19 protein-coding genes are annotated in these 22,057 nt (G+C 50.5%); 15 read left to right on the top strand and 4 right to left on the bottom strand.

The window, feature by feature from the left end; translation table 11 throughout:
• Positions 1-21: 21 nt before the first annotated feature.
• The gene (pyrE, locus tag NYE92_RS14405; RefSeq protein WP_013027742.1) at positions 22-663 is read right to left on the bottom strand and encodes an orotate phosphoribosyltransferase; all 642 of its coding nucleotides are present in this window, start codon (positions 661-663) and stop codon (positions 22-24) included.
• A 48-nt stretch (positions 664-711) separates the two neighbouring features.
• Positions 712-1,428: a ribonuclease PH gene (rph, locus tag NYE92_RS14410; RefSeq protein ID WP_013027743.1), complete on the bottom strand. Its 717-nt coding sequence runs from the start codon at positions 1,426-1,428 to the stop codon at positions 712-714.
• A 153-nt stretch (positions 1,429-1,581) separates the two neighbouring features.
• Here rph and NYE92_RS14415 point away from each other — a divergent pair, with 153 nt between their 5' ends.
• Complete coding sequence (locus NYE92_RS14415) at positions 1,582-2,766, top strand: NupC/NupG family nucleoside CNT transporter (RefSeq protein WP_105088034.1); 1,185 nt, start codon at positions 1,582-1,584, stop codon at positions 2,764-2,766.
• A gap of 35 nt (positions 2,767-2,801) precedes the next feature.
• Here NYE92_RS14415 and NYE92_RS14420 read toward each other — a convergent pair whose 3' ends face one another.
• Positions 2,802-3,236, bottom strand: a complete 435-nt coding sequence (locus tag NYE92_RS14420; RefSeq protein WP_014333006.1) for a DUF3574 domain-containing protein — start codon at positions 3,234-3,236, stop codon at positions 2,802-2,804.
• A gap of 157 nt (positions 3,237-3,393) precedes the next feature.
• On the opposite strand from NYE92_RS14420, the gene NYE92_RS14425 reads away from it, so the two are divergent.
• From NYE92_RS14425 to NYE92_RS14455, 7 genes are all read left to right on the top strand, one after another.
• Entirely contained in the window at positions 3,394-4,257 is an 864-nt protein-coding gene (locus NYE92_RS14425) for a YicC/YloC family endoribonuclease (protein WP_013027746.1), read from the top strand.
• A 352-nt stretch (positions 4,258-4,609) separates the two neighbouring features.
• Positions 4,610-5,425: a DUF3289 family protein gene (locus NYE92_RS14430; RefSeq protein ID WP_259019098.1), complete on the top strand. Its 816-nt coding sequence runs from the start codon at positions 4,610-4,612 to the stop codon at positions 5,423-5,425.
• Entirely contained in the window at positions 5,422-5,901 is a 480-nt protein-coding gene (locus NYE92_RS14435; RefSeq protein ID WP_013027764.1) for a DUF943 family protein, read from the top strand. Before NYE92_RS14430 ends, NYE92_RS14435 begins: the two co-directional genes overlap by 4 nt.
• 923 nt (positions 5,902-6,824) lie before the next feature.
• Positions 6,825-7,100: a hypothetical protein gene (locus NYE92_RS14440; protein ID WP_019105388.1), complete on the top strand. Its 276-nt coding sequence runs from the start codon at positions 6,825-6,827 to the stop codon at positions 7,098-7,100.
• Between the two features lie 517 nt (positions 7,101-7,617).
• Positions 7,618-8,541, top strand: a complete 924-nt coding sequence (gene lpxP / locus NYE92_RS14445) for a kdo(2)-lipid IV(A) palmitoleoyltransferase (RefSeq protein ID WP_014333004.1) — start codon at positions 7,618-7,620, stop codon at positions 8,539-8,541.
• Positions 8,542-9,277: 736 nt separating this feature from the next.
• On the top strand, positions 9,278-9,940 hold the full coding sequence (locus tag NYE92_RS14450) for an oligosaccharide flippase family protein (protein ID WP_112900676.1): 663 nt from the start codon (positions 9,278-9,280) through the stop codon (positions 9,938-9,940).
• Between the two features lie 456 nt (positions 9,941-10,396).
• On the top strand, positions 10,397-11,014 hold the full coding sequence (locus tag NYE92_RS14455) for a trimeric intracellular cation channel family protein (protein ID WP_013027768.1): 618 nt from the start codon (positions 10,397-10,399) through the stop codon (positions 11,012-11,014).
• On the opposite strand, the gene ligB is transcribed toward NYE92_RS14455, so the two are convergent.
• Positions 10,928-12,697 carry an NAD-dependent DNA ligase LigB gene (gene ligB / locus NYE92_RS14460; protein ID WP_259019100.1) on the bottom strand — a complete coding sequence of 590 codons (1,770 nt, stop codon included), beginning with the start codon at positions 12,695-12,697 and terminating at the stop codon, positions 10,928-10,930. The genes NYE92_RS14455 and ligB overlap by 87 nt on opposite strands.
• Positions 12,698-12,937: 240 nt before the next feature.
• Here ligB and gmk point away from each other — a divergent pair, with 240 nt between their 5' ends.
• The 7 genes from gmk to NYE92_RS14495 all read left to right on the top strand — a co-directional run bounded on the left by gmk (position 12,938) and on the right by NYE92_RS14495 (position 22,055).
• Positions 12,938-13,561 (top strand): guanylate kinase, encoded by a 624-nt coding sequence (gene gmk, locus NYE92_RS14465; protein ID WP_014332998.1) that lies wholly within the window; start codon positions 12,938-12,940, stop codon positions 13,559-13,561.
• A gap of 54 nt (positions 13,562-13,615) precedes the next feature.
• Positions 13,616-13,891 (top strand): DNA-directed RNA polymerase subunit omega, encoded by a 276-nt coding sequence (rpoZ, locus tag NYE92_RS14470; protein WP_003851346.1) that lies wholly within the window; start codon positions 13,616-13,618, stop codon positions 13,889-13,891.
• 20 nt (positions 13,892-13,911) lie between these two features.
• Entirely contained in the window at positions 13,912-16,020 is a 2,109-nt protein-coding gene (gene spoT, locus NYE92_RS14475; protein ID WP_013027771.1) for a bifunctional GTP diphosphokinase/guanosine-3',5'-bis pyrophosphate 3'-pyrophosphohydrolase, read from the top strand.
• A 3-nt stretch (positions 16,021-16,023) separates the two neighbouring features.
• Positions 16,024-16,725, top strand: coding sequence for a tRNA (guanosine(18)-2'-O)-methyltransferase TrmH (trmH, locus tag NYE92_RS14480; RefSeq protein ID WP_014332997.1), 702 nt, complete (start codon positions 16,024-16,026; stop codon positions 16,723-16,725).
• Complete coding sequence (gene recG / locus NYE92_RS14485; RefSeq protein ID WP_072137337.1) at positions 16,722-18,800, top strand: ATP-dependent DNA helicase RecG; 2,079 nt, start codon at positions 16,722-16,724, stop codon at positions 18,798-18,800. Before trmH ends, recG begins: the two co-directional genes overlap by 4 nt.
• Positions 18,801-18,884: 84 nt before the next feature.
• On the top strand, positions 18,885-20,264 hold the full coding sequence (locus NYE92_RS14490) for an NCS2 family protein (RefSeq protein ID WP_072137338.1): 1,380 nt from the start codon (positions 18,885-18,887) through the stop codon (positions 20,262-20,264).
• A gap of 111 nt (positions 20,265-20,375) precedes the next feature.
• Positions 20,376-22,055, top strand: a complete 1,680-nt coding sequence (locus NYE92_RS14495) for an AsmA family protein (RefSeq protein ID WP_259019103.1) — start codon at positions 20,376-20,378, stop codon at positions 22,053-22,055.
• Positions 22,056-22,057: the final 2 nt, after the last annotated feature.

A 22,057-nucleotide genomic window follows, 5' to 3' on the forward strand; every position in this document is an offset into this window, starting at 1 on the left:
GCGGGCAGCGCCCGCCTGTAATCAGACGCCGTACGCTTTTTGATACGCACGCACCTGCGCTAAATGATCGGCCATATGCGTTTTTTCAGCCAGATAGTCGATCAGGTCGTTGAGCGTGATAATGGCGGTAACCTTGCAGGAATAGTCACGTTCCACTTCCTGAATAGCGGAAAGCTCTCCCCGGCCACGCTCCTGACGATCCAGTGAAATCATGACGCCAGCCAGACTCGCATCATGAGCATTAATGATATCCATCGACTCGCGGATTGCCGTGCCTGCCGTGATAACGTCATCGACCAACATAACTTTACCCTGTAGCGGGCTTCCCACCAGCAGACCGCCCTCACCGTGATCTTTCGCCTCTTTACGGTTAAAGCAGTAAGGCACATCCCGGTCATGATGATCGGCTAAGGCAACCGCTGTCGTGGTCGCAATAGGAATCCCTTTATAAGCGGGCCCGAACAGCAAATCGAAATCCACGCCGCTGTCCACTAACGCCTGCGCATAGAAACGCCCCAGCAGCGCTAAGTCTCGCCCGCTGTTAAACAGACCGGCATTAAAGAAATAGGGACTTTTACGACCAGATTTTAACGTAAACTCACCAAATTTAAGCACCTGCTTATTCAGTGCGAATTCAATAAACTGCCGCTGCCAGGCTTTCATGTCTTACTCCTCAGATAAAAAAAGGCGACTCTGCGGTCGCCTGTTACTTTATTTTTCCAACGCCGCTTTTTGCGCCTGAATTAACTCTTCGATGCCGCCGCGGGCCAGCGCCAGCAGTGCCAGCAACTCTTCATGGCTGAAAGGTTCGCCTTCCGCCGTGCCCTGCACCTCGATCATACGGCCGTCTTCCATCATCACGACGTTCATATCGGTTTCAGCTGCGGAGTCTTCAACATATTCAAGGTCACACAGGGCTTCACCGTTAACAATGCCCACAGATACCGCCGCGACCATCCCTTTCATCGGGTTCGCTTTGAGCTTACCGCTGGCAACCAGTTTGTTTAGTGCATCCGCCAGTGCCACGCAGGCGCCGGTGATAGATGCGGTACGGGTGCCACCATCAGCCTGGATGACATCGCAATCAAGCGTAATGGTATATTCACCCAGCACTTTAAGATCGACGGCTGCGCGGAGTGAACGGGCGATCAGACGCTGAATTTCCAGCGTGCGGCCGCCCTGTTTGCCCTTCGCGGCTTCACGTGCCATGCGGCTATGCGTTGAACGCGGCAACATGCCATATTCGGCAGTGACCCAGCCCTGTCCCTGTCCTTTGAGGAAGCGCGGAACACCTTCATCCACCGTGGCAGTGCAGAGCACTTTGGTTTCACCGAATTCCACCAGAACGGAACCTTCTGCGTGTTTAGTGTAATTGCGGGTCAATGTGACTGGACGCACCTGATGTGCGCTACGGCCTGCTGGACGCATGGTTATCTCCGGCTTGCAAATGATTGGCTGCGTATTATACGGACTTCCTGGCCCGCTGTCTCTTGCAGTGGGCTGTAAGGCTCAGGATGAAATTCATGTGGGAGTATGGCTAAATGCCCTACCTTTTGCCGCATTTTACGAACAGATTAAACTATGGCCGCTATTTTACATTTCCTGCTGGCGCTGGTGGTGATTTTCGCCCTTGCGCTGTTGGTCAGTCATGACCGTAAACACATTCGTCCGCGCTATATCATTCAGCTCATTATCGTTGAAGCCGCGCTGGGCTGGTTTTTCCTTCATTCTGCCAGTGGACTGGCGCTCGTGGGAGCGGTGGGCAGCTTCTTTGAAACATTACTGGGTTTTGCTGCACAAGGCACAGAGTTTGTTTTTGGCGGCATGAGTCAGCAGGGCCTGGCCTTTATCTTTCTTGGCGTACTTTGCCCGATTGTTTTTATTTCCGCCCTGATTGGTATTTTGCAGCACTGGCGCATTCTGCCGTTGCTAATCCGCCTGGTGGGAACTATCCTGTCTAAAATCAACGGCATGGGAAAGCTGGAATCTTTTAATGCGGTCAGTACGCTGGTACTGGGTCAGTCTGAAAACTTCATCGCGTATAAAGGTATTCTGGCGGATATCCCGCCGAAGCGCCTTTACACCATGGCGGCAACCGCTATGTCTACCGTCTCGCTTTCCATTGTCGGTGCATACATGTCGATGATTGAGGCTCGCTATGTCGTGGCGGCGCTACTGCTCAATATGTTCAGCACCTTTATCATTCTGTCGATTATTAATCCCGGTAAGGAAAGCGAGGAACAGCCTGTAGCCCTGGATAAGTTGCATGAGGAGCAGAGTTTCTTCGAAATGCTGGGAGAGTACATCCTGGCGGGCTTTAAAGTGGCGATGATCATTCTGGCAATGCTGATCGGTTTTATTGCGCTGATCGCGGCCGTCAATGCGCTGTTCGCAGCGCTATTTGGCTATAGTTTCCAGCAGCTCCTGGGCTATGTTTTTTACCCTTTTGCCTGGTTAATCGGCATCCCCGCCGTCGACGCCCTTCAGGCTGGGAGCATTATGGCCACTAAACTGGTGGCCAATGAATTCGTCGCCATGATCGAACTGAAGAAAGTGGCGGCAGGCATGACGCCGCGTGGATTAGGCATCCTGTCGGTATTCCTGGTCTCGTTTGCTAACTTTGCGTCGATTGGTATTGTGGCAGGCGCGATTAAGGGGCTGAACGAACAACAGGGGAACGTCGTCTCCCGATTTGGCTGGAAACTGGTATATGGTTCGACCCTGGTAAGCCTGCTTTCGGCTGCGTTCGCCGGACTGTTTATCTGATCATCTTACGGCGGCCTGGGCCGCCGTTAATGGCATCAGAAACTCACGCAGGAAGGCGAATCGACACGCATGACCGATTCCTGACCAAACTGTTTTTTATACTGCTCGCGTAGTGCTTCGACACGGCTGTTGTTATCGCTGTCAAAGTTATAGATGAGCACCAGCGCTTTGCTTTTCTCACGCGCCAGCTGACCGTTTTCACCCAACCACTGCCCTTGCGCATCATAAACCGAGAGCCCGGCTTTAAAGCGAGGCGTCACTTGTTTATCGATAAAATTCATCCAGTCCAGCGAACTCACGCTACCGCCTTGTGGCTTACTGAGACCAAACCACAATGTGGTTTGCATCATCACCTCACCGCCAGCACATATGGGAACAGGTCGGGTTGATGGCACAGGTGGCGGTGATGGCGAATGACAGCCAGCCAGCAGTAAGGTCAGCATTACAGGAAAGCGTAATACGTGAGACATAAACGGGGTCCTCAACGAGTAAGCCAGTAAACAGCATAAGTGCCTGTTGCTGAAAGCGGAAATAATTTGTTCTCTCATCCTGCTGCTGCTTACACCTGTTATGGTTAGCTTTGCCTCGTTATACTGACTTTAATCTTTCTGAAAATGAGTAACGCTTATGATCCGCAGTATGACCGCCTACGCCCGCCGTGAAGTTAAAGGCGAATGGGGCAGCGCCGCCTGGGAGCTGCGTTCCGTTAACCAACGTTATCTTGAAACCTATATTCGTCTGCCAGAGCAGTTCCGCGGACTGGAGCCGATGATTCGGGAACGCATTCGCCAGCGTCTGACGCGCGGTAAAATCGAATGTAATCTGCGCTTTGATGCCGATCCCGGCGCACAAGGCGAGCTGATGCTGAACGAGTCGCTGGCTAAACAGCTGGTTCAGGCCGCTAACTGGGTGAAGATGCAGAGCGACGAAGGCCAGATCAATCCACTGGATATTTTGCGCTGGCCTGGCGTGATGTCTGCGCCAGAACAGGATCTGGACGCGATTAATACACAGCTGATTCAGGCACTAGATGGCGCACTGGATGATTTCATTGCTGCACGTGAGAGCGAAGGTAGCGCATTGAAATCCCTGATCGAGCAGCGTCTGGAAGCGGTAACGCATGAAGTCAGTAAAGTGCGAGCTCAACTGCCTGATGTCATTAAGTGGCAGCGTGAAAGGCTGATCGCCAAACTGGAGGACGCCGAAGTGCAGTTGGAAAACAACCGCCTGGAGCAGGAACTGGTGATGATGGCGCAACGTGTGGATGTAGCAGAAGAGCTGGATCGCCTGGATGCGCACGTTAAAGAGACGTACAACATTTTGAAGAAAAAAGAAGCCGTCGGACGTCGGCTCGACTTCATGATGCAGGAGTTCAACCGCGAGTCGAACACTCTGGCCTCGAAATCGATTAATGCAGAGATCACCAATTCAGCCATTGAGCTGAAAGTGCTGATTGAACAGATGCGCGAGCAGATCCAGAATATTGAATAATTTTCTCTTGTTTTCCAAAGCTTTTCAATATTTATCAACGCCCTGATTTATCAGGGCTTTTTATTTCCAGCCTGTTTTGTACGTTTCAATTTGTTTCATCCAAGCGGTGAGCACGTCAAAGTATTGAGACCAGGCTATGACAGTAATTTGAGAAAAAGATGAGATTCTCAGCACTTCCCTTTCCCGTATATGAAGTTTATTATTACACTAATCAGCTATAGGTTAAGAGTCAGAAATGAATATCTTGTAATGACAAGGAACTGAGTTTACAGACATGACGATATTTAAAGATTTGGATCTACCTTCACAAGTAAGAGTTTGGTCTGAAAATTAATATCATAAGGAAGTTATTATGTCAGCTATGGTGTTCCCAGTCACACTTTATCAGACTAAGCATCAGTTCAATGACCACAGCTCTGATGATATGCAATGTGGCGATCTTACTGAAAAACAGCTTAGAAGCGACTTAGGTCTTGATGATGTTTCTGATGTCGTTGATCCATGGACTGGAGAGGAAGTCTCAATATTTAGTTCCTTCCGTAAATCCCAACCAAAATCAAAAACGGTAATTGCTCAAATCCTTTTCGATGAGTTTCTTCGAGTGTCATTGCCTACATATTACTTAGGGCAACATAATTTATTTAATAATCTTGTAAAGCATTTTTATCATGGCAATGGAAAAAGCTATTCCAGCCCTTTTCTTGATAGTGCATATAAAAATTTGATATTAAACGAACAATCCTCTCCGTTATCTTCGCTAAAAATAATCCAGTCTATGCTCGATAAGGTTGCCATTGATGTAAAAAATGGCTTATCTGATGCCGACAAAGATTCAATAACTAAAGCAATAGGAAATTCAATACTTCCTAAGTTTAACAGATGGGCAGATAGCTTTAATGGATTAGGAATGTCTATACATGACATATATGCCACAAAGATACAACTCACTAAAATTGATATCACTGAGAGTGGTTATGTAGCGAAAGTAACTTTTACGGGACAAGATCATTTTGGTCTCGACAAAACTGACATTATGAATATGAAGTTTCACTATATTAGGGCATTCCGCATCTGGTTTGTGCTCCAACGATGGGAAAAATTTGCATTTAAACCTTTTTTTACAAATATGAAAGCCGAGTTTGAAATTAGTAGCCGGAGGAATGGATGAAAGCCAGAAAAATTATAATATTTATATTAGCAGCTATTATTCTTGTATTCTTCTATTTGAATTTTTTTAATTCCACTAAGGTCCTTGCCGTTCACGGCACTGGCTCTAATAAAGAATTTTTAGTTAAAAACATGCCTTTCAGTGATAGTAGTAAAATTGAGTGGTGGGATAATAATGGAGCTAAAACCCTCTCATCCGCTGAAACTTACTTTGTTTCAATCTGGAAGTTTGACGGAAGATATCAAAAGCTTGCCCCTAAAAATTCAGGTATTTTTCCAGATCATGATACAGATTATTTACTATGCTTCGATGACATGAATACAGAAGAAAATTGTATTGATAAGTCTAATTGGATCATGGACATAACTAAGACAAAGGATGGCTATACCTATTACCGGATAGGAACCGAATCTTACTATCGGAAACCTTCTGGTGAACTCATGAAAGGTGAAAGATCAAAGACAACCATTCAATGACAGATGCAATCTGTAACCTGGCGAGCTGAACAGCTTGCCACTGTTATAAATGGGGAGTTGACTGGGGAGTAAAATGGTAACCCCGTCACAGATCAACTCATTAAGATGATGATAAATAGCATTTATTTTATTTTAATCAACATTCAAATCCAAAATATCGAGTAATAGATAATTTCGCTTTATAGCGTTTACTACGTCACTTCATCATTATCAAGTCCTTGTAATAGCGGACTTTTCACATTGCTGCTCAGCAAATTTAGGCGCGTAAAAAGGCTTAACAACCTGCTGTAAGCGCACTGGACGCCCGTTTTACTCATGCTTTCTGAGCAGACAGATTAAATCTGTAACCCTTTAGTGTTAACTTATCATTTTCGGTGCTCCCTTTTTTAACGGAACATGGAATTGATTTTTATCGTCAGTATTATGCAGCCCTCTCGGCAAGGCCCCCTTATTTCTTAAGTAAACCGTTCTCACCGAAGAACCTTCGCTAACCGGATAGTGAGATGTGATAAGCAGGACGGAAACTAAAACGCGAAGAAGCCCAGACGCACAACAATTCCAGTACGGATAATGAACATGTTTCATCTGGGTGATACATGACCTGGATGCCGCATTTCAGCCTACCTGCACCCCAATTTTCATACGCCTTATTGAAACGGTTATTTTGTGATTTACCGCCCAGTATTCAGGCGAATTTGTTAAAAAAGAGAAAATCTTACTAAGAAAACAAATGCCCATAAGGTGGTGAACTATAATCCACTAAGCTTCTTCCAGAAATCGGCATTAATAAGAGTCTGTAAGTGCTAAATCACTCACACTATCGTATAAAATAATTTTTAAAAAAATAAAAAAGCACGATCGACTAAAGTTTTATTATTTGGTGCCGTTCTTTGTTTATGAAAATCAACACAGAGTGTGAAGCCATGAAAAAACTAACTTATGTATTTGTCTTAATGGCACTATCATCCTCGTCATTTGCAACTGGCGGCCAAATCACTTTTCGTGGTGCTATTGTGGAGACCGGATGTGATACTTTGATTGTGCATTCTCAGATTAAGCAAAGCTGCACAAGAGGGGGTAAAACCGAAGCTGCCACCCTAGGGTTGAATGACAGCCAGCAATCTTTGCCATTCAAGCTGGGCACGATGCAGTTAAAAAAAGTCGGTAATTACCGCATGATGACTGTGAATTACTACTAGCGCTCCTTTTTTGTACAGCATGTTCTTTCAGGCTATGATGTGACGTACAGGGACAGACGTGTATAGCCTGTGAAGACGCATGTCCTCACTCTCTCCTCTTATGATCTGCCGAAATCACTTATCGCACGGATCATGTCGCTTTTCATCACATCCCGGCGCATACTCGTCCTTAGCCAATTTTTAGAATTTTGCCACTCTGAATGTAAGTTTTTCGAAAAGATTTTAGCTTGTGAGTACAGAACTGTCTTAATTTCCCTACGCTTTCCTTAACGTTCTGGCTTTACAAGAGTATACTTAAGGCGTTGTTTTTAAATCATTAAAAAATAAAACACCACCCTGTTTTGTTCGTTCAGTAAGCCATTCCATCGATCGTCTTACTCCACAGGATGACGAAAGCTCACTGTGACAGAGGGCACTTTTTGATAAAGTGCTGGTCGTAGTTAGTACAGCCGTACCGCTTGGGAACTTAAGGAATGGGTCTTTTTGCGTTACATCCATCAATCCTTTAAGGTCAATGATGAAAAACACCAGGCAGTTCAGCAGCACACTTTTACACCCGCGTTATTGGTTTACATGGTTCGGTCTAGGCATTCTCTGGCTTCTGGTTCAACTCCCTTATCCTGTTCTGATGAGATTGGGTGCAGGTGCCGGTAAACTTTCCCGTCATTTCCTTCAGCGTCGAGAGCGCATAACCCGTCGTAATATTGAACTCTGCTTTCCTTTTATCAGTGACGAAGAAAAAGAAAGCATGATCGCGGGTAATTTTGCCTCTCTCGGTATGGCACTGGTTGAAACGGGTATTGCCTGGTTCTGGCCTGACCATGCGGTTAAACGTTTATTTAACGTCTCTGGCCTTGCAAACCTCTATTCAGCTCAAAATGAAGGCCGTGGCGTGATGTTAATTGGCATCCATTTTATGTCCTTAGAGCTGGGTGGCCGCATCAGCGGGTTGTGTCAGCCGATGATGGCTATGTACCGTCCGCATAACAACCGCGCGATGGAATACGTACAAACCAAAGGCCGGATGCGTTCCAACAAGGCGATGATTGACCGTCGCGATCTGCGCGGCATGGTGCAGGCACTTAAGCAGGGTGAATCCGTCTGGTTTGCACCGGACCAGGATTACGGCCCTAAAGGCAGTACATTTGCGCCACTGTTTGCCGTTGAGAAAGCAGCGACAACGAACGGTACCTATGTTTTATCCCGCCTGGCCAAGCCGGCTATGGTGCCAATCATGCTGATTCGTAATCCCGGCAACGATGGCTATAAACTTATTATTGAACCGATTCTGGAAAACTATCCTCACAAAGATGAATCAGCCGCTGCTGCTTACATGAATAAAGTGATCGAAAGCCAGATTATGCGCGCGCCGGAGCAGTACCTCTGGCTACATCGCCGGTTTAAAACGCGCCCACCGGGTGAAGCGTCTCTTTATGTATAAAGACAAAGCAGGCTCTGGCCTGCTTTACTTTTTCAGGCGGGATTTGTTTTACCGTTACGGCAAACAAGGCAGGTTCAGCCTCGCCTTTCCCTGCGTTCTTTAATCACTGCCTAAGGCGAATTTGCCAGTACAGCGGTTGAGTCATTCTTACGCTCCGGTTTTTTATGTTCAGAATGTTTAAGTATTTACCCCTCACGCGCGTAACAAACGTGTTTATGCTTTGCTGCTGCTTAAGCATTTTAAAGCGGAAAAATCCTGGCTCACGCTTTCACAGCGTGCCTATGTACAGTGTTTAAAAGCCTTTTTTATTCCAGACTCTTTTATGCTGGATAGTCACACCGAATTCTGGCACAAATAAATATGTAGATTTTATCTGTCAGTCAAAAAACATCATGCAGTTACTCAATATTAACGCCTATCTCAAATCGCATATCAGATTTTCCTTATGATGTTATTTCTAATAAAAAGCGCTATAAATCACCTACACACAGCAATACTTATATAACGAAATAACAAAGGCGTTCAGTAATGTTCATTATGGCATCATGAATGTTATAATTATGAATGACGTCTGGATAATTAAAACAACAACAGGGATTCAGCATCACCAGGGGAAATATGCGCGCTATAGATCCGTTCGCGACAGCATCAGCTTGACCGTTAATATAACCTGTATAAACAGACCAAATGCTAAGCCAGGATTTCACCTCCGCTTACCACTATAATTATTTACACGATGGAAAAAACCATGGCTATACGTAAAATAAATATTATTGACGCTAAATGGCCCTTTCTTTCATCAATAAAAATCTTAAGCATTGGCGTGTTGCAACTTTCCCTGCTGGGTAAATTCCTGCAGGCAGAAGCATTCAATTTTCTGGCTGTCGTGATTGCCGGCCTTTTGGTCATAGATACACTGGCGGATCGCGGTTTTTCAAACAAAGTGATTCGCTATTCTCCCCTCTCCGACAATACGTTGTCTGTCATATATTGGGGGAATGTGTTAATGGGCCTCCTCATTTTTTCTGCGCTTTTTATTTCCGGCATTGTTGCCGATCATCTTTTTAACCAGCCAGAGATTACCATGATGCTGGAGATGGCAGCGGTCATCTTTATTATCATCCCTCAGGGTCAACATTACCGCGCGATCTTGCAGCGCGAAAAGCAGTATTCCGATATCGCTTTTTGTGAAATATCATCCGTATTAGTTGGACTGATCATTACGCTGCTGACTGTGTGGAGCACGCCTTCAGTGTTATGCGCGTTATGGGGCTATCTGGCAATGATTTCAGTAAGGATGCTGGCTTACTGCTGTTATGGCCGGGTCTGGTTTCAACCCGAGTATCAATTTAATCTGAAAACCTTTTTCCAGGTTTGTATCAGGAACGTACCGCGATAAGAAGGTATTTGGACTTCAGGCATCTGAAAAAAGGGCTTCACGTGCTGCCAGTCAGCACGTTTTTTTGAGAACACACAGCCCTTTCCGTTATTGGTTATTCCTGCGGATTCTGTCCTGCTTTTCACCGGCTTCTGCATGCGGGCTGCCATTCACCCAACAGGGTTTCACCCTGCATGGCTTTCTTGCGTTGTTTCCTTTCCCTGTTTAGACCAACATAATGTCATGGCAGAGAGCAAGATCAGGGCAATGCGTCAGCGCCCCCTGGCGTGTCTGGATTAAAACCAATAAAAAATTTCATCTCTACTGGTGTCTTCCCCCATGCACCTTATTGATTATTAATGTCTTATCCAGAACGGGATAATTTTTACTAATACTTTTAACGTCACTAACAGAAAATCTCAGTCGCGCCGTGCTCTTCAGTGGCGTAGCCTTGCCGCCGTCTTCCTGGAGCCTGCTATGTTACTTACTGTTCTCTATATCATTGGTATCACCGCTGAAGCGATGACGGGTGCACTTGCCGCCGGCCGTCGTAAAATGGACCTGTTTGGCGTGATCATTATTGCTTCTGTGACCGCGATAGGCGGGGGTTCAGTACGCGATATTCTGCTTGGCCATTATCCACTGGGTTGGGTAAAGCATCCTGAGTACATCATGATCGTCGCCGCGGCTGCCGTGGTGACCACCTTTGCCGCGCCGTTGATGACACATCTGCGCAAGGTATTTCTGGTTCTGGATGCGCTGGGTCTGGTGGTGTTCTCCATCATTGGCGCTCAGGTTGCGCTGGATTCAGGTCATGCCATGATCATTGCCGCGATAAGTGCCGTCATCACCGGCGTATTTGGTGGGGTTTTGCGTGATATGTTTTGTAATCGTATCCCGCTGGTTTTTCAAAAAGAGCTTTACGCCGGTATCGCTTTCGCTTCTGGCTGGATGTACATCCTGCTACTGAAAACGCCTCTGGCACATGAGCTGGTGATCATCATCACCTTACTTTTCGGTTTCTTTGCCCGCCTGCTGGCACTGCGGTTTCGACTCGGCTTGCCCATCTTCAATTATCCCCACCCTGAACACTGATGATGCCGGGATGCCCTGCTGCTGCAAAAAGGTAATCAACTTCCGCAGCCCGGCATCCTGAAATTGTGCGGCAATGCGTTCAGCACGCCTTGCGCCCACGCCGGGCAGCGCTTGCCAGGTTTGCACATCACGAGCCAGCAAGGGTTCCCACTCTTTATCGGCCAGGGCGCGAAGTGCCTTTTGGGGCAACGCGATGCCCAATGCGTTAACCCAGCGACGCAAAGGTTGCTGGCGGGTCAATTCGAACCTATGCCAGATTTGCTGTGCTCTTTCAGAGGAGATGCCTGCTGCAGCGGCAATCTGTTCTGGCGTAATCGTCAGCCAGGAAAACAGGTGCGTAATACAACCGGTATCCAGTAGTCGCTGCCAGGTGCTGCGCTGAACGCCGGGAATATTCAGCACGAACTTTTGACTCAGCCAGCTCAGGCGAGCCAGTAACTGGCGATGGCAATCCGGCGTTAACGTATAACAACTCAGATGAGTGAAGTGCTCAGAACCCGGTGGCTCAGGGTAATCACGCTGCGCCACGCGCCAGATAACGCGCTCCAGCCGGGGAATTCCCTGTCCTGCCAGGCTAACCGTCACCTGATCTCCCGCGATGACATCCTTCTCTCGCCAGCGTTTTAACGACCCTATGTTGACACGCCTGACGGTTTTGTCATCAAGCTGAACGGGCTGAATATTCAGTACGACCGCCACCTTTCCCGTTCGTCCTATTGAGAAATCTACGGATCGTACCTCACTGCTCACCTCCGGTGGCTGGTATTTCCAGGCGATGGCCCACTCACCCTCACCGGGCTGCCAGTACTTTCCTGCCGGGCGGGCAGCCTGGTGCACAACAATACCGTCGGTAACAAAAGGCAAGGGCGCGTGAAACCAGCGCTCGCGCCAGCTTGCCGCATCCTCTTCATCCTGAACGGGTTGAGTCCAGTGGCTGGCGAGGTCAAAGCCCCATGAGCTCAACCGGGCCAGACGTTCAGGCATACTCGCCGGCCCGTCAGGCCAACTCCAGATAAAAATACCCAGTTGTGCCAGCAGCGGCGAGTCAGCCTGGCTCATCATTGCCCCTGCCACACGGGCTCTGGCATTCCTGCCGCCGTCCACAGCCTGCTGATGACCGGTCATCTTCAAAAAAAGCTCGCCCTGCAGTACGATGCTGCCTTGCTGACTGTCGATAACCGATGGAATGGCAGGAATATTACGGGCTTTCGCCAGCCACTGCTCGCCGTGTAACCCATCGCCGCGGCTGATTAGCGAGACCAGTTTTCCCTGTCGATAGATCAGGGAGACGGCAACGCCATCGATTTTTGGTTGTACCCAAAGATCGTTTCGTGCCTGCATCCAGTAACCCAGCGCACGTTTATCCCGTACTTTTTTAACGCCGGTGTGCGCAACGGGATGCCACTGCGTACCGTCCTCAGGCAAGGCAGGCACATATTCATCCGCAGCCTGAGTAAAACAGCGCTGCCAGTGGTTAAGCCGCTGCTGCAAGCTATCGTAGTCTGCGTCACTAACCAGCGAGCGCCCTTGCTGGAAATACGCCTTATCCCACTGCCGAAGTTGCTGTTGCAAATGCGCGATCTCACTGACGGCACGCGCTGACGTCCAGGCGGGGCACAAAGCCGCAAGGGAAGAAAACGTGCTAAATATCAGTAGCAGCCCAACAATAAACATCCCTCTCATCCGTCACCTCCTGATTTTGAACCATTCAATCTCTGAACATCAGGCTGAGCCAGCCCTGTTCCGGTGTTCTGGAACGGGTTAGGCGAACAAAGAGTTGTGTTTTCAGCTGCTGCAGGCTGGACTACGTAGCATGTCGCATAAACTTTTCGCTTTGAGGATGGCGCAAACGCTGCGTGGGGCGGGGAAGCTGTGTATACTGTGCAGGAAACCGACTCCGCACTTAATCAATTCAAGAAAATCATGGCCCAAGGTACGCTCTATATTGTTTCTGCGCCCAGTGGTGCAGGAAAATCCAGTCTGATTCAGGCACTGTTAAAAACGCAGCCGCTGTATGATACGCAAGTGTCTGTTTCCCATACCACCCGTGGTATGCGTCCGGGCGAAGCGCATGGTGAACATTACTTCTTTGTTCAACAGCATGAGTTCGAAAAAATGATCGCGGAAGATGCTTTTCTGGAGCACGCGAAAGTTTTCGACAACTATTACGGCACCTCGCGTAAGGCAATTGAACAGGTCCTGGCGACCGGCGTGGACGTTTTTCTTGATATTGACTGGCAGGGCGCGCAGCAAATTCGCGCTAAGATGCCAGAAGCGCGCAGCATATTTGTCTTGCCGCCTTCGAAAGAAGAACTGGATCGTCGTCTGCGTGGTCGCGGTCAGGACAGCGAAGAGGTCATTGCGCGTCGGATGGCACAGGCCGTGGCAGAAATGAGCCACTACGCCGAATACGACTATTTAATTGTGAATGATGATTTTGATCTGGCGTTATCGGATCTGAAAACCATTATTCGCGCAGAACGTCTGCGCATGGCCCGTCAGAAAGCGCGCCATGATGCTTTAATCAGCAAACTGTTGGCAGTCTGAACCCAGTTTCAGTATGATGCCGAGTCATTTCTTCATCTGTGGAGTAGCACACCTATGGCACGCGTAACCGTTCAGGACGCAGTAGAAAAAGTTGGTAATCGTTTTGACCTGGTGTTGGTCGCTGCACGTCGTGCACGTCAGATGCAGGTAGGCGGAAAAGATCCGCTGGTTCCGGAAGAGAACGATAAACCTACCGTTATCGCACTGCGCGAAATCGAAGAAGGTTTGGTCACCAATCAGATTTTAGATGTGCGTGATCGTCAGGAGCAGCAAGAGCAGGAAGCCGCTGAGTTACAGGCCGTTACCGCTATCGCTGAAGGTCGTCGTTAACAGCTAGCTGCAGGTCAACCTTGTATCTGTTTGAAAGTCTCAATCAACTGATTGAACAATACTTGCCTGAGGACCAGATTAAGCGCCTCAAGCAAGCTTATCTTGTGTCACGTGATGCCCACGAGGGACAGACACGCTCCAGCGGCGAGCCTTACATCACCCATCCTGTTGCAGTAGCCTGTATTCTGGCAGAAATGAAGCTCGACCATGAAACGCTCATGGCCGCGCTTTTGCACGATGTTATTGAAGACACGCCAGCCACCTATCAGGATATGGAACAGCTGTTTGGCAAGAGCGTTGCCGAACTGGTTGAAGGCGTTTCAAAGCTGGATAAGCTGAAATTCCGTGACAAGAAAGAGGCGCAGGCAGAGAACTTCCGCAAGATGATTATGGCAATGGTGCAGGATATCCGTGTCATTCTCATCAAGCTGGCTGACCGTACCCACAACATGCGAACGCTCGGGTCGTTACGTCCCGATAAACGTCGTCGCATCGCGCTCGAAACGCTGGAAATATACAGTCCACTGGCGCACCGCCTGGGTATTCATCACCTAAAAACAGAACTGGAAGAGCTCGGTTTTGAAGCGCTCTATCCCAATCGTTTTCGGGTGATTAAAGAGGTCGTGAAAGCGGCCCGCGGCAACCGTAAAGAGATGATTCAAAAAATCCTCTCTGAAATCGATGGCCGCCTGCAGGAAGCCGGTATCCCCTGCCGGGTAAGTGGGCGCGAAAAGCACCTTTACTCTATCTACCGCAAAATGACGCTCAAAGAGCAGCGTTTTCACTCGATCATGGATATCTATGCCTTTCGCGTTATCGTCAAAGATTTAGATACCTGTTATCGCGTGCTGGGTCAGATGCACAGCTTGTACAAGCCGCGTCCGGGCCGGGTAAAAGACTATATTGCAATCCCCAAAGCTAACGGCTATCAATCTTTGCATACCTCGATGATCGGGCCACATGGCGTACCGGTTGAGGTGCAAATCCGTACCGAAGATATGGATCAGATGGCTGAAATGGGGGTTGCCGCGCACTGGGCCTATAAGCAGGCAGGCGAAAGCGGTACCACGGCGCAAATCCGCGCTCAGCGTTGGCTGCAAAGCCTGCTTGAACTGCAACAGAGCGCCGGCAGTTCATTTGAATTCATCGAAAGCGTGAAATCCGATCTCTTCCCGGATGAGATCTACGTCTTTACGCCAGAAGGCCGTATCGTCGAACTGCCGACAGGCTCCACGCCGGTCGATTTCGCCTACGCGGTACATACCGATATTGGTCATGCTTGTGTAGGCGCGCGCGTTGATCGTCAGCCTTATCCGCTGTCTCAGACGCTCACCAGCGGCCAAACTATCGAGATCATCACCGCGCCCGGCGCGCGTCCTAACGCTGCCTGGCTCAACTTCGTGGTCAGCTCCAAAGCTCGCGCTAAGATCCGTCAGCTACTGAAAAACCTCAAGCGCGAAGACTCGGTAAACCTGGGACGTCGCCTGCTCAGCCATGCAATGGGCGGCAGTCGTAAACTGGCGGAAGTACCGGCTGAAAACATCAAGCATGAGCTTGATCGCATGAAACTGACGTCACTGGACGATCTGTTAGCGGAAATCGGTCTGGGTAATGCAATGAGCGTGGTCGTGGCCAAGAACCTGCTCCAGACCGACACCAGCACGCTCAGCAATAACAAAAAACAAGGCAAGCTGCCCATCAAAGGTGCAGACGGCGTGCTGATTACCTTTGCGAAATGTTGTCGCCCTATTCCTGGCGATCCCATTGTCGCTCACGTCAGCCCCGGTAAAGGCCTGGTTGTTCACCATGAATCCTGTCGAAATATTCGCGGCTACCAAAAAGAGCCAGAAAAATTCATGCCGGTAGAGTGGGATAAAGTCACCGAACAGGAGTTTGTGGCTGAGATCAAGGTGGATATGTTTAACCACCAGGGTGCACTGGCTAATCTCACGGCAGCCATTAATACTGCCGGATCCAATATCCAGAGTCTGAATACTGAAGAGCGCGATGGCCGCGTTTACAGTGCCTTTATCCGTCTGACCGCACGCGATCGCGTCCACCTGGCGAATATCATGCGTAAGATTCGTGTGATGCCGGATGTGATCAAAGTTCACCGCAACCGTAACTAGTGCATGAATCCTCAACGCTTTGCTCGTATCCAGGAAATGCTGGCCCTGCGCCAGCACGACCTTACCGTCTGCATGGAGCAGGTGCATAAGCCTCATAACGTTTCCGCTGTCATTCGTACCGCCGACGCGGTGGGGATTCATGAGGTACATGCCGTATGGCCCAGCCAGCGCATGCGCACCCAAGCGTCGGCATCGGCCGGCAGTAACAGTTGGGTGAACGTGGTAACGCATCGCTCAATCAACGACGCCATTAGCCATCTTAAAACGCAAAACATGCAGATACTGGCGACCAACCTCTCTGCTGACGCCGTGGATTTTCGTGAGATTGATTACACCAAACCCACCTGCATTTTGATGGGGCAGGAAAAAACCGGTATTACTGATGAAGCTCTGGCGTTGGCCGATCGTCATATCATTATTCCGATGGTCGGTATGGTTCAGTCACTCAACGTTTCCGTTGCATCTGCCCTGATTCTTTATGAAGCGCAGCGCCAGCGTCAAAATGCCGGTATGTATCAACGTCAGGCCAGCCTTTTAGCCCCGGAAGAGCAACAGCGCCTGCTGTTTGAGGGCGGCTATCCCGTTCTGGCCCGCGTGGCAAAGCACAAGCGCATGCCGTATCCTTATATCAATGCTCAGGGCGAGATAGAAGCCGATGAAACCTGGTGGGCAACGATGCAATCTACAGGCAGAAGTAAGAAATGAAAGGCCGTCTGCTGGATGCCATCCCGCTCAGTACCCTGACCGGCGTCGGCGCCAGTCAGGCGGCAAAGCTGGCTAAAATTGGCCTGCATACCATTCAGGATTTACTGCTTCACCTTCCCCTGCGTTATGAAGATCGTACCCAACTTTATGCCATTAATGACCTGTTACCGGGCATTTGGGCAACTGTTGAAGGCGATGTCCTGCATACCGAGATTACTTTTGGCCGCCGGCGCATGATGGTGTGCCAAATCAGTGACGGCAGCGGCGTGCTGAGCATGCGCTTCTTCAACTTTAATGCCGGGATGAAAAACAGCCTCGCGCCGGGCAGACGTGTCACCGCCTATGGTGAAATAAAACGTGGCCAGCGCGGCGCAGAAATCATTCATCCGGAATACCGTGTACAGGGCGAGCACAGCACTGTGACGCTGGAAGAAACCCTGACGCCCGTTTATCCCACAACTGATGGCATTCGTCAGGCGACGCTGCGCAACCTTACCGACCAGGCGTTAACTTTGCTGGAAAACTGCCCGATTACGGAACTGTTGCCGCAGGCGTTAAGCGGCGGACTGATCAGCCTGCCCGAGGCCTTACATACGCTGCATCGGCCACCGCCAGATGTGAAACTCAGCGAACTTGAAAGCGGGCACCATCCTGCGCAGCGCAGGCTGATTCTGGAAGAACTGCTGGCGCATAACCTGAGTATGTTGGCCGTCAGAGCTGGCGCACAGCGCCATTATGCTCTGCCCATGCCTGCCCGACATACATTGAGTGACCAGTTACTGGCCGCTCTGCCTTTTTCGCCCACTTCTGCCCAAAAACGCGTGGTCGCCGAGATTGAAAAAGACCTGGCCAATGACTTCCCCATGTTGCGGTTGGTCCAGGGAGACGTCGGCTCAGGAAAAACGTTAGTTGCCGCCCTCGCCGCCCTGAACGTTATTGCTCACGGCAAACAGGTGGCGATGATGGCACCGACAGAGTTGCTGGCCGAACAGCATGCAATCAATTTTCGTCAATGGCTCGCGCCACTGGGTCTGGAAGTTGGCTGGCTGGCAGGTAAACAAAAAGGCAAAGCGCGTCAGGCGCAGCAGGACGCCATCGCGAGCGGTAATGTCGCCATGGTCGTTGGCACACATGCACTGTTTCAGGAGCAGGTGAAGTTCAACGGGCTGGCGCTGGTGATTATTGATGAGCAACACCGGTTTGGTGTTCATCAACGGCTCGCGCTATGGGAAAAGGGGGAGGAGCAGGGTTTTCATCCCCATCAGCTGATCATGACCGCCACTCCCATTCCGCGCACGCTGGCCATGACCGCCTATGCCGATCTGGATACATCAACCATTGACGAATTGCCGCCAGGCAGGACGCCGGTCACGACCGTTGCCATTCCGGACAGCCGTCGCAGTGAGATTATTGAGCGCGTACAAAAGGCCTGTCACGAGGGCCGTCAGGCTTACTGGGTCTGTACGTTGATTGAAGAATCGGACCTGCTGGAAGCCCAGGCGGCAGAAGCCACATGGGAAGAACTCAACGTGGCGCTGCCTGATTTGCGGGTGGGACTGGTGCATGGTCGTATGAAACCGGCGGAAAAGCTGGCAGTCATGCAGGCTTTCAAAGCGAACGAGATCCAGCTGTTAATCGCTACTACCGTAATTGAAGTCGGCGTGGACGTGCCAAACGCCAGCCTGATGATTATTGAAAACCCGGAACGGCTTGGGCTGGCTCAGCTGCACCAGCTACGCGGACGCGTGGGACGGGGTGCGGTTGCCTCTCACTGTGTGCTGCTGTACAAAGCGCCGCTGAGCAAAACGGCGCAGAAGCGTTTGCAGGTGCTACGCGACAGCAACGACGGCTTTGTGATTGCCCAACACGATCTGGAGATTCGGGGGCCGGGTGAACTGTTGGGAACGCGCCAGACCGGTAATGCTGAGTTTAAGGTTGCCGATCTCCTGCGCGATCAGGCCATGATTCCTGAAGTTCAACGCGTCGCACGGCATATCCACCAGCACTATCCTGAACAGGCACAGGCCCTAATCGAGCGCTGGCTGCCGGAAACCGGCCGCTACAGCAACGCCTGACACTTTTTTTGCCACCGTTAGCAAACGTTTGCTTTTGAGCCGTTGCAGATTACAATCGCCTCACTTTTTTTGGGAACCGTTACAATGTCGACCAATCAGCAGCCAGCCTCCTCATCCGTCAGTAAAAGTGAACTGATCTACCGCCTGGAAGATCGCCCGCCGCTTGCGCAAACCCTGTTTGCAGCCGGTCAGCATTTGCTGGCCATGTTCGTTGCGGTGATTACGCCCGCGCTGCTCATCTGCCAGGCATTGGGTTTACCGGCGCAGGACACACAGCACATCATCAGCATGTCCCTGTTTGCCTCAGGCGTAGCCTCAGTGCTGCAAATTAAAACGTGGGGGCCGGTTGGCTCAGGTTTGCTGTCTATTCAGGGCACCAGCTTTAACTTTGTCACACCGCTGATTATGGGTGGGATGGCGCTGAAGAACGGCGGCGCAGATGTGCCCACGATGATGGCGGCGCTGTTTGGAACGCTGATGGTCGCATCCTGCACGGAAATGGTACTCTCACGGGTGCTGCACCTGGCTCGCCGTATCATCACGCCCCTGGTGTCCGGTATTGTCGTAATGATCATTGGGTTATCGCTTATTCAGGTTGGCCTCACCTCCGTCGGCGGCGGCTTTGCCGCCATGAACGATCACAGTTTCGGCGCACCGAAAAACCTGCTGCTGGCCGGCGTCGTTCTGGTTGTGATTATCCTTCTGAACCGTCAAAAAAATCCTTATCTCCGCGTTGCCTCCCTGGTGATTGCAATGGCGGTGGGCTACCTGCTGGCCTGGGCGATGAATATGCTGCCATCCATCAGCACACCGGCCAATCAGCCGATCGTGGCGTTGCCGACTCCGCTTTATTACGGTCTGGGTTTTGACTGGAATCTGCTCATCCCGCTCATGCTGGTGTTTATGGTGACCTCACTGGAAACGATTGGTGATATCACCGCAACCTCTGATGTATCGGAACAACCGGTGAGCGGCCCCATCTATATGAAGCGCCTGAAAGGCGGCGTGCTCGCTAACGGCCTGAACTCCTTTGTCTCTGGCCTGTTTAATACCTTTCCTAACTCCTGTTTTGGGCAGAATAACGGCGTTATCCAGCTGACCGGCGTTGCCAGCCGCTATGTTGGTTTTGTTGTGGCGCTGATGCTTATCCTGCTGGGTCTGTTTCCGGCGGTGAGTGGACTGGTGCAGCATATTCCTGAGCCGGTTCTGGGCGGCGCAACTATCGTGATGTTTGGTACCATCGCCGCATCCGGCGTGCGTATTGTCTCCAGAGAGCCGCTTAACCGGCGTGCAATCATGATTATCGCCCTCTCACTGGCCGCAGGACTTGGCGTGTCACAGCAACCGCTGATTTTGCAGTTTGCACCGGACTGGTTGAAAACCTTACTGTCTTCCGGTATTGCCGCAGGGGGCATCACAGCGATTGTGCTTAATCTCATCTTTCCACCGGAAAAGTCGTTTTAAGGCAGGCTGCGGCCTGCCTGCTATTTATGCTGATTTACATCCAGGCGGTTGAGCTATAACGATAATTCAGGCATAACAACCTTTCAGCGGACTGAACCCGGGAAGGATACGATGAAATTTATAGGAAAGTTTTTCCTTACCTTATTGTTACTACTACTGTTTGCGTTAGTGGTGCTGTATGTACTGCTGCAAACACAGTGGGGCGCGGGCTGGTTTAGCCGTTGGGTGAGCGACAAAACGGAATGGCATCTGTCGCTGAGCAAAATCGAACATAACTTTTCATCACCTACACACATTATTCTGGATGACTTCAGTTTTGGCCATGACGGACAACCGGCCGTGCTGGTCGCCAAACGCGTCGATCTTGGCATCGCCCTGATGCAGTTCAGCGATCCCTTCCATTTTGCCAGCATAGAGCTCCGTGACGGTGAGGTTAACCTGACCAATCTGGACAGGAATAGCGCCTTACCCGTGCAGGCCGATCGCCTGCAACTGAACAACATGCGCATCGACAGTCCCGCTTCCGTTTTACCGCTTTCCGCACTGCAGGTGAATGGCGGCATTCTGCCGTGGAAGCCCTTGCCCGACGATGTGCTTGGTAAAGATGCACAGTTCCAGATGAGTGCAGGCAAGATGACGCTCAACAGCGTGGCAGGTGAAAACGTGCTGATTCAGGGCAACGTGTCCCAGGGCCGTATGACGTTTAGCAACATCGGCGCGGATTTAGCCCGGGGCTCGATGACCGGTAACGGAGAGCGCGATGCGCAGGGAAACTGGAAGATCAATCAGCTCCGCCTGAACGATATCCGTTTGCAAACCGCCAGCTCGCTTGTCGATTTCCTGAAGCCGTTTGAAGAGGTGCCCTCGGTTACGCTGAACCGCGTCGATATTACCGATGCCCGGCTGCAGGGCCCTGACTGGGCGGTAACCGATCTCGATCTGACATTGAAAAATATCAGTTGGAAAGGCCGGGACTGGCAGAGTCAGGATGGCTCACTGGCGATGAACGCAGGCAACTTTATCAATGGCAAATTCGAGCTCAACGATCCCATTATCAATATGGACTTCTCGCCACAGGGGATTGCCCTGACCCAGTTCAGCTCACGCTGGGCCAACGGCGTGATCCGGGCTGACGGTAACTGGTCACGTAACGACAGACGCTTAACACTGAATAACCTGGCCGTCGCGGGCCTGGAATATACGCTGCCACAGAACTGGCGGGCGTTATGGCAGGATCCCCTTCCTGACTGGCTGGATGGGATTACCGTGACCCGTTTCACCTCAAACCGCAATTTGATTATCGACATCAATCCTGCGTTTCCTTTCCAGCTCACCTCACTGGATGGCAATGGTGAGAATCTGCAGTTGGCCCGCCAGCATCAATGGGGGATCTGGTCAGGGAAACTGAGCCTGAATGCAGCGGAATCGACTTTTAACCGTACGGATTTACGCCATCCGTCCATTGCGCTGGAGGCTGACGATCGGCAGATCAGGGTGACGGAACTCAGCGCGTTTAGCGCTAAGGGTTTACTGGAAGGCACGGCAACCGTGGGTCAGCAAACCGACCGCCCGGTTAGCCTTAACCTGACTGGTCGCGGCGTGCCCGTCAATGTCTTGCAAAACTGGGGCTGGCCCGCCCTTCCTCTGGAAGGCGACAGCAATTTCCAGCTGCGCCTGAATGCCTCCCTGAAGGCCGATCAGCCGCTGGCACCGTCAGTTAACGCCACGCTGTCGGTGAATACAGACAGCCAGCAACTGCAGCAGACCATGCAGGCAGGTCAGGTGAGGTAAAA

This window comes from Pantoea sp. B566, from assembly GCF_024793925.1.
Taxonomy (GTDB): Bacteria; Pseudomonadota; Gammaproteobacteria; order Enterobacterales; family Enterobacteriaceae; genus Pantoea; species Pantoea ananatis.

What these genes read in the sequence shown, in the direction of transcription:
- rph (WP_013027743.1), bottom strand. Translation starts at nt 1,428, where the DNA reads ATGCGTCCAGCAGGCCGTAGCGCACATCAGGTGCGTCCAGTCACATTG.
- NYE92_RS14425 (WP_013027746.1), top strand. Translation starts at nt 3,394, where the DNA reads ATGATCCGCAGTATGACCGCCTACGCCCGCCGTGAAGTTAAAGGCGAA.
- gmk (WP_014332998.1), top strand. Translation starts at nt 12,938, where the DNA reads ATGGCCCAAGGTACGCTCTATATTGTTTCTGCGCCCAGTGGTGCAGGA.
- ligB (WP_259019100.1), bottom strand. Translation starts at nt 12,697, where the DNA reads ATGAGAGGGATGTTTATTGTTGGGCTGCTACTGATATTTAGCACGTTT.
- NYE92_RS14415 (WP_105088034.1), top strand. Translation starts at nt 1,582, where the DNA reads ATGGCCGCTATTTTACATTTCCTGCTGGCGCTGGTGGTGATTTTCGCC.
- NYE92_RS14455 (WP_013027768.1), top strand. Translation starts at nt 10,397, where the DNA reads ATGTTACTTACTGTTCTCTATATCATTGGTATCACCGCTGAAGCGATG.
- NYE92_RS14420 (WP_014333006.1), bottom strand. Translation starts at nt 3,236, where the DNA reads ATGTCTCACGTATTACGCTTTCCTGTAATGCTGACCTTACTGCTGGCT.
- NYE92_RS14450 (WP_112900676.1), top strand. Translation starts at nt 9,278, where the DNA reads ATGGAAAAAACCATGGCTATACGTAAAATAAATATTATTGACGCTAAA.
- rpoZ (WP_003851346.1), top strand. Translation starts at nt 13,616, where the DNA reads ATGGCACGCGTAACCGTTCAGGACGCAGTAGAAAAAGTTGGTAATCGT.
- NYE92_RS14490 (WP_072137338.1), top strand. Translation starts at nt 18,885, where the DNA reads ATGTCGACCAATCAGCAGCCAGCCTCCTCATCCGTCAGTAAAAGTGAA.
- NYE92_RS14495 (WP_259019103.1), top strand. Translation starts at nt 20,376, where the DNA reads ATGAAATTTATAGGAAAGTTTTTCCTTACCTTATTGTTACTACTACTG.
- lpxP (WP_014333004.1), top strand. Translation starts at nt 7,618, where the DNA reads ATGAAAAACACCAGGCAGTTCAGCAGCACACTTTTACACCCGCGTTAT.
- trmH (WP_014332997.1), top strand. Translation starts at nt 16,024, where the DNA reads ATGAATCCTCAACGCTTTGCTCGTATCCAGGAAATGCTGGCCCTGCGC.
- recG (WP_072137337.1), top strand. Translation starts at nt 16,722, where the DNA reads ATGAAAGGCCGTCTGCTGGATGCCATCCCGCTCAGTACCCTGACCGGC.
- NYE92_RS14440 (WP_019105388.1), top strand. Translation starts at nt 6,825, where the DNA reads ATGAAAAAACTAACTTATGTATTTGTCTTAATGGCACTATCATCCTCG.
- NYE92_RS14435 (WP_013027764.1), top strand. Translation starts at nt 5,422, where the DNA reads ATGAAAGCCAGAAAAATTATAATATTTATATTAGCAGCTATTATTCTT.
- NYE92_RS14430 (WP_259019098.1), top strand. Translation starts at nt 4,610, where the DNA reads ATGTCAGCTATGGTGTTCCCAGTCACACTTTATCAGACTAAGCATCAG.
- pyrE (WP_013027742.1), bottom strand. Translation starts at nt 663, where the DNA reads ATGAAAGCCTGGCAGCGGCAGTTTATTGAATTCGCACTGAATAAGCAG.